This window comes from Microbacterium sp. CGR2 (genome assembly GCF_003626735.1).
In the GTDB taxonomy this organism is placed as follows: Bacteria; Actinomycetota; Actinomycetes; order Actinomycetales; family Microbacteriaceae; genus Microbacterium.
Window position 1 is genome coordinate 2,037,029 of the sequence record NZ_RBHX01000001.1, and the last position, 12,681, is coordinate 2,049,709.

At 67.2% G+C, this 12,681-nt stretch carries 11 protein-coding genes; 9 read left to right on the forward strand and 2 right to left on the reverse strand.

Annotated features, from left to right (window positions below):
- Positions 1–10: 10 nt before the first annotated feature.
- Positions 11–1,246, reverse strand: a complete 1,236-nt coding sequence (locus D7252_RS10360) for an acyl-CoA dehydrogenase family protein (protein WP_120775321.1) — start codon at positions 1,244–1,246, stop codon at positions 11–13.
- 190 nt (positions 1,247–1,436) lie between these two features.
- Between D7252_RS10360 and D7252_RS10365 the strand changes: the two genes are divergently transcribed.
- The 8 genes from D7252_RS10365 (at position 1,437) to D7252_RS10400 (ending at position 10,704) form a co-directional block, all read left to right on the forward strand.
- Positions 1,437–2,645: an ROK family transcriptional regulator gene (locus tag D7252_RS10365; RefSeq protein ID WP_147406727.1), complete on the forward strand. Its 1,209-nt coding sequence runs from the start codon at positions 1,437–1,439 to the stop codon at positions 2,643–2,645.
- Positions 2,646–2,736: 91 nt separating this feature from the next.
- A complete protein-coding gene (locus D7252_RS10370) occupies positions 2,737–4,038 on the forward strand; it encodes a 6-phospho-beta-glucosidase (protein WP_120775323.1) in 1,302 nt (433 codons plus the stop codon).
- Positions 4,035–5,078: an N-acetylglucosamine kinase gene (locus D7252_RS10375; RefSeq protein ID WP_120776906.1), complete on the forward strand. Its 1,044-nt coding sequence runs from the start codon at positions 4,035–4,037 to the stop codon at positions 5,076–5,078. Before D7252_RS10370 ends, D7252_RS10375 begins: the two co-directional genes overlap by 4 nt.
- 27 nt (positions 5,079–5,105) lie before the next feature.
- A complete protein-coding gene (locus tag D7252_RS10380) occupies positions 5,106–6,770 on the forward strand; it encodes an ABC transporter substrate-binding protein (protein ID WP_120775324.1) in 1,665 nt (554 codons plus the stop codon).
- 50 nt (positions 6,771–6,820) lie between these two features.
- Positions 6,821–7,816, forward strand: coding sequence for an ABC transporter permease (locus tag D7252_RS10385; protein WP_120775325.1), 996 nt, complete (start codon positions 6,821–6,823; stop codon positions 7,814–7,816).
- Positions 7,809–8,921: an ABC transporter permease gene (locus D7252_RS10390; RefSeq protein WP_308162485.1), complete on the forward strand. Its 1,113-nt coding sequence runs from the start codon at positions 7,809–7,811 to the stop codon at positions 8,919–8,921. Before D7252_RS10385 ends, D7252_RS10390 begins: the two co-directional genes overlap by 8 nt.
- Positions 8,918–9,841 (forward strand): ABC transporter ATP-binding protein, encoded by a 924-nt coding sequence (locus D7252_RS10395; RefSeq protein ID WP_120775326.1) that lies wholly within the window; start codon positions 8,918–8,920, stop codon positions 9,839–9,841. The genes D7252_RS10390 and D7252_RS10395 overlap by 4 nt, the downstream gene beginning before the upstream one ends.
- Positions 9,838–10,704, forward strand: coding sequence for an ABC transporter ATP-binding protein (locus tag D7252_RS10400; RefSeq protein WP_120775327.1), 867 nt, complete (start codon positions 9,838–9,840; stop codon positions 10,702–10,704). Before D7252_RS10395 ends, D7252_RS10400 begins: the two co-directional genes overlap by 4 nt.
- On the opposite strand, the gene D7252_RS10405 is transcribed toward D7252_RS10400, so the two are convergent.
- Positions 10,697–11,359, reverse strand: coding sequence for a TetR/AcrR family transcriptional regulator (locus tag D7252_RS10405; protein WP_120775328.1), 663 nt, complete (start codon positions 11,357–11,359; stop codon positions 10,697–10,699). The two genes, D7252_RS10400 and D7252_RS10405, sit on opposite strands and share 8 nt — an antisense overlap.
- A 146-nt stretch (positions 11,360–11,505) precedes the next feature.
- Here D7252_RS10405 and sucC point away from each other — a divergent pair, with 146 nt between their 5' ends.
- The gene (gene sucC, locus D7252_RS10410; RefSeq protein ID WP_120775329.1) at positions 11,506–12,672 is read left to right on the forward strand and encodes an ADP-forming succinate--CoA ligase subunit beta; all 1,167 of its coding nucleotides are present in this window, start codon (positions 11,506–11,508) and stop codon (positions 12,670–12,672) included.
- The last annotated feature ends 9 nt before the right edge of the window (positions 12,673–12,681 follow it).

Genomic DNA, 12,681 nt, shown 5'->3' on the forward strand with positions numbered 1-12,681 from the left:
GCGAGCCCGATCAGGCGAACGCGCTCATCCCGGTGATGTCGCGGCCGAGCAGCAGCGCCTGCACGCTCTCTGTCCCCTCGTAGGTGTGGATGGCCTCGATGTCCGCCATGTGCTGCATCACGCCGTTCTCGAGCAGGATGCCGTTGCCGCCGAGCAGGTCGCGCGCCGTCGAAGCCACCCGGCGCGCCGCGCGCGTGTTGTGGAACTTCGCCAGTGACGCCTGGGTCGCGCGGAGGTCACCGGCGGTCTCCAGGTCGGCGAGGCGGCGGCAGTACAGCTGCATCGCGGTGAGGTCTTCGAGCATGTGCGTCAGACGTTCCTGCACCATCTGGAACTTCGCCAGCGGCTTGCCGAACTGGATGCGCTCCATCGCATACGCCAGCGCTGCCTCGTAGCAGGCGGTCGCGTGACCGAGTGCGGACCACGCCACTCCGGAGCGGGTCGCGTACAGAACCGTCGAGGCGTCGCGGAAGCTCTTCGCCCCCGGGAGGAGGGCATCTGCCGGCACGCGAACGTCATCGAAGCGGATGAGCGCCTGGTGGATGGCGCGCAGCGACGCCTTGCCGCGGATGACGGAAGCGTCGTAGCCGGGGGTGTCCTGCTCGACGAGGAAGCAGCGGACGGCACCGTGATCGTCGGCGCCCTCGTCCTGTACTCGCGCCCAGACGAACGTGATGCCACCGGACGCGCCATTGCCGATCCACTTCTTGGCGCCGCGGATGACCCAGCTGTCGCCGTCGCGTCGCGCGGTCGTCTCGAGCGACACCGAGTCCGAGCCGTGGTCGGGCTCCGTGAGCGCGAACGAGCCGAGCACCGACGCCTCGGCGAGGGGGCGCAACCACCGCTCCTGCTGCTCGGGGCTGCCGAACAAAGCGAGTGTGCGCAGAGCGAGTCCGCCCTGAACGGCGAGCATCGTGCCGAGGGATCCGTCGCCGCGGGAGACCTCCATGTTGACCAGCCCGGCGGCAAGCGGGGAGAGGCGGGTGAGCGCAGGGTGATCGATGCCGTCGACGACGAGATCCATCTCGCCCATTCGGCGAGCGACGTCGAGCGGGTACTCGGCGCGGTCCCAGGCGTCGACCATCCGAGGGCCGACCTCGTCGACGTAGGCCTTGGCACGATCCCACGCATCGCGGTCGGCGGCGGGGATGCCACGGAACACCTCGTAGTAGTCGCTGTCGCGGCGAGAGGTGGTGTCGTAGCCGGCGACGCTCAGGCCGGGCAGGGGAGAGGATTCAGGGCTCATCGGGACTCCTTCGGTGGCACCAAGTATCGTACTCTCCGATACTGGGTTTCACCCATCTGACGTCCGTCCTCTCTGCCGTGAGCCGTGACATTCGGTGGACTGTAAAGACTCTTGCAGGTAAATCTCGCTCCGCTCGCGTGTCGACGGAGATCAGCGGCCCGTGACCGCGACCCTCTGTCAGGATGGGGACGTGGAGCACAGTACAGCGAGGCCGACGGGCCTGAAGGACATGCGGCGGTCGAACGAGCTTCTCGTCCTCGAGGAGCTCTATCGCGAGTCGCCGTCGACACGCACGGCCGTCGCGAAAGCGATCGGCCTGACGAAGCCCACCGTCTCGGCGGCTCTGACCTCGCTCATCGAGGCCGGGCTGGTGGAGCCGGTGTCGTCCGGAGCTGTGTCGAAGTACGGCGCCGAGCTGTTTCAAGCCGCGGGGCGCTCGCTGCCGGTGCTGGGGCTCGACGTCGGAACCCGCTTCATCCGCGCGCAACTCGCCGGACTCGATGACCAGCTGCTGGCCGAGGCGCAGGAACCCGCCGGCGACCTCACCCTCGCCGGCATCATCGTCACGATTCTCCGCCTGCGCACCGAGGTGTGCCGTCAAGCGGGCGTGGAAGTGGGAGATATCCGAGCCATCGGCATCGGCATCCCCGGTGTGGTGCATCCGGTGACCGGCCGCATCGAATTGGCCGGTGGGTTCGAGGGTCTGAACGGCTCAGCACTGGCCGACGACCTCAGCCAGTTGCTGGGAACGCCCGTCTTCGTGGAGAACGACGTCAACGCCGCCGCGCTGGCCGAGCGGCAGTACGGAGCGTGCAGAGACGTCGACGACTTCGCCATGATCTCCGTCGGAGCCGGTGTCGGTGCCGCCTTGGTTCTCGGCGGACGCGTCCACCGCGGTGGGCGCGGAAGCGCGGGTGAGCTCGACCTGCTGTTCCGGCGATCCGCACGAGGTCCGATTCTCGACGATCCGAGCAGCCAGGCCATGGCGGCCTATGCGGCAGACCTGTGGCGTGCCGGTGGCGCCCTCGTCGAGGCATCGACTCTCACCGCACCCGACGACCTGCCTGGGGTCTTCGAGGCGGCTGCGGCGGGCGATGGCTTCGGCCGGGTCGTGGTGGACGAGACGGCGGCGCGGGTGGCCGCGCTCTGCGCGAGCCTGGTCGCCGTCGTGGATGTCGAGACGATCGTGCTGGTGGGCGGGGTGGGTGCGGCGATGGATGTCGGCCGGCCCGCGCTCGAGGAGCGTCTCGCCGATCTGGTGCCCTGGCCGGTCGATGTGATCCCGAGCACTCTCGGCCGCGTCGGAACGGTTCAGGGTGCGCGTTCCATCGCAGTCCGAGGTGCGCGTCGGAAAATCTTTGACGAGAAACTCGGAAAGACTCTTTACACAAATCCTTGAGTCGCATACTCTCATCAGAAAGCACGGCAGGACGGCCCCTCGCGGTTGTCGATGCGTGCGCATCTGAGAGCAGCGACCTGGGAGTCAGCACATGAAAATTGTCGTCGTCGGCGGCGGATCCACGTACACGCCGGAACTCATCGACGGGTTCGCTCGGCTGCGCGAGACGCTGCCCCTCACCGAGATCGTGCTGGTCGACCCGCATCAGGGCCGTCGACAGCTCCTCGCGGGGGTCGCGCGTCGGATGCTGGCCAAACAGGGCCACCCTGCCGTGGTCACCGAGACCGACGACGTCGCCGCCGCTGCCGAAGGCGCGATCGCGGTGCTCCTCCAGCTCCGTGTGGGCGGTCAGCAAACCCGCCACCGCGACGAGAGCTGGCCGCTCGAGTGCGGGTGCCTCGGTCAGGAGACCACCGGTGCGGGCGGGCTCGCCAAGGCGGTCCGCACCGTCCCGGTCGTGCTCGACATCGCCGACAAGGTCCGTGCCGTGAACCCGGACGCCTGGATCATCGACTTCACCAACCCGGTGGGCATCGTGACCCGCGCCCTGCTCTCGCACGGGCATAAGGCGATCGGTCTCTGCAACGTGGCGATCGGACTGCAGCGGTACTTCTCGGGCCTGCTCGGTGTGCCGCCCGAGCGTATCGCCCTGGACCATCTGGGCCTCAACCACCTCACGTGGGAGCGCGGTGTGCGACTGCTCGAGGTCGGTGAGTCGGCGACGCCCACCATGGCATCGCCCCGCCCGGGCACGGATCTGCTGCCGTCCCTCCTCGTCGACAGCGGAGAGGCGCTGGCCGCTCGCATGCGCCAGCCCGTCGAGCTCCTCCGGCGTCTGGAAGCGATCCCGTCCTACTACCTGCGCTACTTCTACCAGCACGACGCGGTGGTGGAGGAGCAGCTGGGGAGCCCCACGCGAGCGGAGCAGGTTGCCGAGATGGAGGCCACGCTGCTCGAGCTGTACGCCGACCCTGCGGTCGACGAGAAGCCGGCGCTGCTGTCCAACCGTGGGGGCGAGTTCTACTCGGAAGCCGCCGTGCACCTCGTGGCATCCCTGGTCTCCGATCGCGGAGACGTGCAGGTCGTCAACACCCTCAATCGAGGGACGATCCCTTTCCTGCCCGACGATTTCGTGATCGAGACTCCGGCCGTCATCACCGCCGGGGGCGCACAGCCCCTGCCTCAGGCGCCCGTCGAGCCGCGGTTCGCCGGGTTGATCGCGCACGTGGCGGCCTACGAGCAGTTGGCGCTGGATGCCGCCGTGCACGGCGGCCGTGATCGCATCACGGACGCTCTGCTCGCGCACCCGCTCGTCGGGCAATGGGATCTCGCCGAGAAGCTGTCGGATCGATTGATCGCCGAGAACGCAGCGTTCCTCCCGTGGGCACGATGACTCCGCACCCGGACGCAGCGGTGATCGCCGTGGACGGCGGGAACTCGAAGACGGATGTCGCCGTCGTCCGGATCGACGGCGAAGTCCTCAGCGTTGCGCGATCGGGCGGACACCGACCGCACGCTATCGGAATCGACGCGGCGGAGAGAGAACTGCACGGCGCCGTCATCGAGGCCCTCGCGACCGCGGGAGAGCCGGACGTCGTCGCCATCGGTGCGTACGTGGCGAACGCGGATTTCGCGATCGAGGAGCAGGTCCTGCGTGACCGCATCCTCTCCTGGGGCATCACCGAGGGCGTGGAGGTCGGGAACGACACGCTCGCGCTGCTGCGCTCCGGGGTCGACGATCGCGTGGGCGTCGCGGTGGTCTGCGGGGCCGGGATCAATTGCGTCGGGCTCGGCCGGAACGGCGAGGTCGCCCGGTTCCCCGCGATCGGCACCATCACCGGCGACTGGGGTGGGGGCTTCGACCTCTCCCTCGCAGCCATGTTCCATGCCGCTCGCTCGGAAGACGGGCGCGGGCCGGCGACGATGCTCAGCCCGATGATCGCTCGGCACTTCGCGCGAGCGACGACTCTCGATGTCTCCGAAGGGATGCACCTCGGAGACATCGACCAGAAACGACTGCACGAGATCGTGCCGGTGCTGTTCGACGCCGCCCAGCGGGGCGACGAGATCGCCGGTGACGTCGTCGCCCGTCAGGCGCACGAGGTCGTCTCCATGGCGACCATCGCCCTGGACCGGGTGGGGCTTGCAGACGTCGAGGCGGATGTCGTTCTCGGCGGCGGCGTGCTGGCGGCGGACTATCCGCTGCTCAGCCAGGCGGTCCGACGCGGCATCGCGGCCACTCATCCGCTCGCGCACGTCACGATTCCTGAGCTCTCTCCGCTGATGGGATCCATACTGCTCGCTCTGGACGAGCTTCCTCTCGACCCCGCCGCCCGCTCCGCTGCCGAGGAGCGCGCACGTGCCTCCCTGGTCCGCGTGAAGAGCGGCGTACCCCGGTCGGAGCGACACGTCGCTGCGACCGTTCAGCACTGATCGAACGACAACAACGAAAGGACGAAGATGCTCCGCTATACACGTCGACACCGCATCCTGGCCGCAGTCGGATTCGCTTCCGGGCTCGCGATCATCGCCACCGGTTGCTCGTCCCCGTCCGGCGATGAAGCCGGCACGGAGAAGACCCTGACCGTCTTCGCCGGCGCGCAGACGCCGGTCGTGGCGAACTTCAACCCCTTCTCACCCAGCCCGCTCGCGGGCACGACGGGCCTCGTCTACCAGCCGCTCTTCCACTTCAACCGGATGAGCTCCGAAGACGCGAAGCCACTCCTGGGCACCGCGTACGAGTTCAGCGAGGACGGTCGCGAACTCACGATCGACATCCGCGACGACGCGAAGTGGAACGACGGCGAGCCGGTGACGGTGGACGACGTCGTCTTCACGTTCACGTACGAGGTCGCCCGACCCGAAACCCTCACGGATGCCGTCGCCGTCGATGAGGACACCGTGAAGCTGACCTTCAGCGACCCGCAGTTCGTCAACGTCGTCGGGCTTCTCGGCACCGCCCTCGTCCTCCCGAAGCACATCTGGGAGGGGAACGAGGACCCCACGGCCGGAGTCAACGAGGATCCGGTGGGCACCGGGCCATACGTCGTCGACGAGATCTCCGGTGGTGCGTACACCTTCACCGCGAACGAAGAGTACTGGGCCCCGCCCGCGCTCGAGACCGTCCGCTACCTCGCCATCGACGGGAACCAGGCCGCGGAGGATCTCATCGCCGCCGGCGAGATCGACTACACCTCGATCTTCAGCGCCAACTACCAGTCCCTCGTCGACGGCGGAATGGGCTACATGGTCCTGCCTTCCGACCCGACCGTCCTCTACACCTGCGCTAACGCCGATCTGGGCTGCACCGGTCCGCAGACCGATCCTGCCGTGCGCGAAGCGATCTATCTGGCGATCGATCGGGAGACCATCACCGAGAAGGCATTCGTCGGTCTGACCACCCCGATGTCCCCCACGCTCGCGCTCCTCGGGCGCGACGACGAGTGGATCGGCGAGGGGCAGCCGCATGAGGACCCGCAGACCGCGGACCCCGAAGCGGCAGGGGAAGTGCTCGAGGCCGCGGGCTACTCCAAGAACGGCGACGGCATCTATGAGAAGGACGGCGTGCCGGTCGAGTTGACCATGAACTCGGTCGACGGGTGGACCGACTACAACAACGCCGGGAAGCTGATCGAGGAGCAGGCGGCCGCAGCCGGGATCAAGATCACCGCCGGGACCTTCTCCTGGCAGGAGTTCTCCGACGGCCGGCAGACCGGACAGTTCGAGCTGATGCTGGGCTTCATGAAGACCACGTCGCTCGCAGACCCGTGGCAGATCTACAACGACTTCCTCACCACGGAGTTCACCGCACCGGTCGGCGAGCAACTCGACCCCAGCCACTTCAACTTCACCCGCTACTCCAATCCGGTCGTGGACGAGGCCGTGGCTCGGGCATCCGCCACGGATGATGAAGCGGTGAAGGCCGAGGCCTACGACGCGATCCAGACGGAGATCGTCCGCGACCTGCCCTACATCCCGGTCAACATGAACGCCGCGCAGACGTTCTTCAACGACACCGACTTCGAGGGCTGGCCGACAGAGGACAACCTCTACGCCTACCAGCAGACCGGATCCGCGCTGGACATGGCCTACATCCTGCAGAACCTGAAGCCGGCCGGGAAGTAGTCGACGGTGCCGTTCCGAGGAGGAGTTCCGATGTATGAGAGGGGCAGTCGATGAAGTACTACGCACGGCGCATCGCGTTCTACGCGGTGACTCTGTGGGCTGCGCTGACCCTCAACTTCTTCATTCCCCGGCTGATGCCGGGCGACCCTGCCGACATCATGCTCGCGAAGCTGGCTCGGGTCGGGCGGGACATCCCGCCGGCGGTGGAGCAGTCCATCAGGCTCCTCCTCGGATCGGACACCGGCGAACCGCTGGGAACCCAGTACGTCACGTATCTCGGGCGCATCTTCAGTGGCGATCTGGGAGTGTCGGTCACCCAGTACCCGGTGTCGGTCGCGACCCTCATCAGCGAGTCGCTGCCCTGGACCATCGGACTGGTCGGGATCTCCACCCTGCTCGCGTTCCTCGTCGGGATCGCGGGTGGCATCTGGATCGGAGCGAAGCGCGGCACCTGGGTCGACGGGTTGATCCCCGCTTCCACGCTGCTGCAGTCCGTGCCCTACTTCTGGCTCGCCTTGCTGCTGGTGTACTTCTTCTCGGTGCAGAACAGCTGGTTCCCGCGGATCCACGCCTACGGGTTGGAGTTCACCAGCGGCCCGGAATGGTCCTGGGCGTTCGTCGGCTCGGTGCTCTACTACGGCACGTTGCCGGCGCTCACGATCGTGCTCTCCTCGTTCGGCGGGTGGCTGCTCGGAATGCGGAACATGATGGTGTCAACCCTGTCGGACGACTATGTCACCACAGCCGAGGCCAAAGGGCTGCGCAATTCGCGCGTGCTGCTCACGTACGCCGCGCGCAACGCGATCCTGCCGTCCATCGCCGGTTTCGGCATCTCGCTCGGGTTCGTGGTCGCCGGCTCGATCGTGATGGAGCAGGTCTTCTCGTACCCCGGCATCGGCAAGCTCCTGATCCAGGCGGTGCAGAACAACGACTACGCGCTGATGCAGGGGATCTTCCTCATCATCACCGTCACCGTGCTGGCAGCCAACTTCATCATGGATCTGGTCTACGGCTTCATCGACCCGAGGACGCGTCACAATGGATGAGAGCATCCGCGAGCGCGAGCTCGCCGAATCGATTCAGGCCGCGGCTCCCCGCGGTGACACCGGTGCAGACGGCCTCGCCGTCGAGGAGGCTCCGGCCACGGTCGCCTTCGCGGACACGGCAGCGATGGCGACACGGGAAGGGACGCGGCGGAAGACGATCGCCGCCGTCCTTCCGCCCGCGTCACCGAAACTCATCGTGGGACTCGTCCTGACCTTCGGCATCGTCCTGTTCGGGCTCATCGGACCGTTCTTCGTCCAGGACCCGAAGTTCTCCGGCAACCCGGCGATGATGCCGCCCGGCCCCGACCATCTGCTGGGCACCACTCAGCTGGGGTACGACGTGCTCGCTCAGCTCGCCTACGGCGCACGCGGATCGCTCATGGTCGGCATCATCGCGGGTGTCATCGCCGTGGTGCTGTCGCTCGCCTTCGGCATCATCGCCGGATATGTGGGCGGATGGACCGACGAGGTGCTCTCCCTGGTCACCAACATCATGCTCGTCATCCCCGGGCTGCCCCTCATCATCGTCATCGCCAGCTACGTGCCGTCGCGCACGCTCCTGCTCGTCGCTCTGGTCCTCGGACTGACGGGGTGGGCAGGGTCGGCGGTGGTGCTCAGATCGCAGGCCAAATCCTTGCGGAGCCGCGACTACGTGGCAGCGGCGCGTGTCGCCGGCGAGAAGACCTGGCGGATCATCCTGGTGGAGATCCTCCCCAACCTGCTGCCGCTGCTGTCGGCGCAGTTCCTCTTCGCGGTGATCCTCGGGATCCTCGGCGAGGCGGGGCTCTCCTATCTGGGCCTCGGACCGGTGGGATCGATCACCTGGGGCACGATGCTGAACGAGGCCCAACTGGGCACCGCACTGTCCAGCGGCGCCTGGTGGTGGTTCGTGCCTCCCGGTGCTCTGATCGCCCTCCTCGGATGCGGGCTGTCTCTGATCAACTTCAGCATCGATGAATACATCAATCCGCGACTGCGCCTGGCACCGGCCGCGCAGCGCAGCATGCGCAAGGCCCGGAAGGCGGGCCGCCAGGTCACGTCCAAGCACACGGTGGACGCCGACGGGGTCATCCTCGACGACGAGAAGAAGAAGGTAGTCGTATGACCGTCTCGGCACACACTGTCGCCCTCCCGCTGAGCAGCCCGGAGCACGCGCACTACGTCTCCGGACTCACCCCGGTGCTGACCGCTCGGAACGTGTCGATCGAGTACGAGGTCGACCCGCCCGTCGAGGCCGTGAAGAACGTGTCCCTCACGCTGCACCGCGGGGAGATCCTGGGCCTTGCCGGTGAATCGGGCTGTGGGAAGACCACCTTTGCGTACGGCCTGAACAAGCTGCTGAAGCCACCGGCCCTGATGCGCGAGGGCGAGGTCGTCTTCCACGACGAGTCCGGCAAGGACATCGACGTCGTCGCGCTGAGCGGTGACGGGCTGCGGCGCTTCCACTGGGACAAGATCTCGATGGTGTTCCAGGGGGCGATGAACTCGCTGAACCCGGTCATCAGCATTCGTGCGCAGCTGTTCGACGTCCTCACCACGCACCGTCCGGGGATGACGAAGACCGAGAAGCGCGAGCGCAGCCGCGAGCTGTTGAGCCTCGTCGGGGTCGACCCGGACAGGCTGGACAGCTTCGCGCACGAACTCTCCGGCGGGATGCGGCAGCGGGTGATGATCGCCATGGCCCTCGCGCTGCAGCCGCAGGTGATGATCATGGACGAACCGACGACGGCCCTGGACGTCGTGGTGCAGCGCGGCATCCTGCGCGAGGTGATGCGGCTGCGGGAGCAGTTCGACTTCGCCGTGATCTTCATCACCCACGACCTTCCGCTCCTTCTGGAGATCAGCGACCGGATCGCTGTCATGCTCCGTGGCGAGATCATCGAATTGGACACCGCCGAAGCGTTGTACGAGTCGCCTCGGCATCCGTACACGCGACGCCTGCTCGCCTCGTTCCCCAGCCTCACCGGGGAGCGCGGCGACTTCGTCCGAACCGGAAGCCCGGCAGGGGAGAGGGAAGACGCATGAGCGCCCTGGAAGTCCGCAACCTCACCAAGGACTTCGTGGTCCGAAACGGATGGAAGCGCTCCACGCTGCGCGCGGCCAACGACATCAGCTTCCGCCTCGAGCCCGGCAAGACGGTGGCGATCGTCGGCGAATCCGGCTCCGGCAAATCCACCGTCGCACGAATGATCGCGAAGCTGGAGAAGCCGACGTCCGGCGAGATCCTGCTCGACGATGTCTCCAGCGCGACGGCGGGGCGGGCACTGGGCGCGTACCGGCACCAGGTGCAGATGGTGTTCCAGGATCCGTTCGCCTCCCTGAACCCTTTTCACAGCGTCGAGCACCATCTCGAACGACCTCTCCGACTCCACGGCGTCACCACCGGCGCGCGAGAGACCAGGGAACGGGTGCACGAGCTTCTCGAGCGCGTGAACCTCACTCCTGCCGAGGTGTTCGCCGCAAAGAAGCCGCACGAGATGTCCGGAGGACAGCGACAACGCGTCGCGATCGCCCGGGCGCTCGCTCCGGGGGCGCGATTCCTGATCGCGGACGAACCGGTCTCGATGCTGGACGTCTCGATCAGGTTGTCGGTGCTCAATCTTCTCGCTCGCCTGCAGCGCGAGGACGACCTCGGCGTGCTCTACATCACCCACGATCTCGCGACCGCACGTCACTTCAGCGACGAGATCATCGTGATGCTCCGCGGCAACATCGTCGAGCGGGGACCGTCCGACCAGGTCATCCTGGACCCGCAGCACGAGTACACGCGTCTCCTCCTCGCTGCCGCCCCGGATCCTCGCGGTCAGGGAAAGCTGCGCGACGAGGTGCGCCGCGAAGTCGCGACGGGTGGAAAGCGACGGGGGCGAGCCCCGGACGCCGTCAGGTGAGTTCGATCTGAAGTCGGCGGGTCAGTTCCGCCGCCGGCATCGACCGCGGGAACACGGCGACCACGACGTCGTCGGGCGCGCGGTCGGCAGCATCCTCCGCGACGCCGTATCGGCGGCGGACATCAGCCAGTGCCGCCTGCAGGGTCGACAGCGGCACTTTCTTCGTGCCGCGCAGCAACTGCCGCAGAACATGATTGTGCACGGCGGTGACCAGAGCCGCGAAGCCGACGGCATCCAACGGGGCGACGCCGGGGAGAGCGCCGCGCAGATAGTCGTCGAACAGGCGCTCGTAGCGGAACACCGTGATGATCTCGCGCTCGCGCAGGACCGGCACCTCTCGGACCACCTGATAGCGGCGCCGGGCGAGCTGGGGGTCGTTGGCGAAGTGGGTGAACACGGATTCGGATGCAGCGCACACGGCGCCCCAGGGATCGTCGTGTCCCGCGGCGAGGAATTCGCGCAGCTGTTCGAGAAGCACCTCGTGGTCGGCGAAGACCACGTCCTCCTTGCCGCCGAACTGACGGAAGAACGTCGATCGCGAGACGCCGGCGGCCTTCGCGATCTGCTCCACGGAGGTCTGATCGAATCCCTGGGCCTGGAAGAGCTCGAGGGCTGCGGCGACGACGGCGTCGCGCGGTTCGGGGAAGTCGGGCATAGCGAAAGCCTAGAACCTCGTCGGGCTTGCGCAATCGGCGGGCACCGAGGACGCAGGCGGCTTAGGCCGAGGTAGTAGGCTGGGGGACTGGTCGATGTCTCGACATCGAGAGAATTACCAGACAGCAGCCCAGTGAAGGAACCACAGTGGATCTGTACGAGTACCAGGCACGAGACGTTTTCGAGAAGTACGGAGTGCCGGTCCTCGCCGGCATCGTCGCGGACACCCCCGAGGAGGTGAGGGCGGCAGCCGAGAAGATCGGCGGCGTGGTGGTCGTCAAGGCCCAGGTCAAGACCGGCGGTCGTGGCAAGGCCGGCGGCGTCAAGGTCGCGAAGACTCCCGACGAGGCGTACGAGGCGGCGAAGGCCATCCTCGGTCTCGACATCAAGGGGCACGTGGTCAAGCGCGTCATGGTCGCGCAGGGTGCGCGCATCGCCGAGGAGTTCTACTTCTCCGTGCTCCTCGACCGCGCCAACCGCTCCTACCTCTCCCTGTGCTCCGTCGAGGGCGGCATGGAGATCGAGCAGCTCGCCGTCGAGAAGCCGGAAGCGCTGGCTCGCGTCGAGGTCAACCCCCTGACGGGCATCGACAAGGACAAGGCTGTCGAGATCGCTCGCGCGGCGAACTTCCCCGAAGACCTCGTCGAGAAGGTCTCCGACGTCTTCGTGAAGCTGTACGAGGTCTACAAGGGTGAGGACGCGACCCTCGTCGAGGTCAACCCTCTGGTGCGCACCGAAGACGGCGACATCATCGCGCTGGACGGCAAGGTCACGCTCGACGAGAACGCGTCGGAGATCCGTCACCCCGAGCACGAAGCGCTCGAGGACAAGGATGCTGCCGATCCGCTCGAGGCGAAGGCCAAGGCAAGCGGCCTGAACTACGTGAAGCTCGACGGTCAGGTCGGCATCATCGGGAACGGCGCAGGTCTGGTCATGTCGACGCTCGACGTGGTCGCCTACGCCGGCGAGGCACACGGCGGCGTGAAGCCCGCCAACTTCCTCGACATCGGCGGCGGCGCCTCGGCCGAGGTCATGGCTGCGGGGCTCGACGTCATCCTCGGCGACCCGCAGGTCAAGAGCGTGTTCGTCAACGTCTTCGGCGGCATCACCGCATGCGACGCCGTGGCGAACGGCATCAAGGGCGCGCTCGAGACGCTGGGTGCCACGGCATCCAAGCCGCTCGTCGTCCGCCTCGACGGCAACCGTGTCGACGAGGGCCGCGCGATCCTCGCCGACTACGCGCACCCGCTGGTCACCCTGGCCGCCACCATGGACGAGGGCGCCGACAAGGCCGCCGAGCTCGCCAACGCCTGAGATACAAGG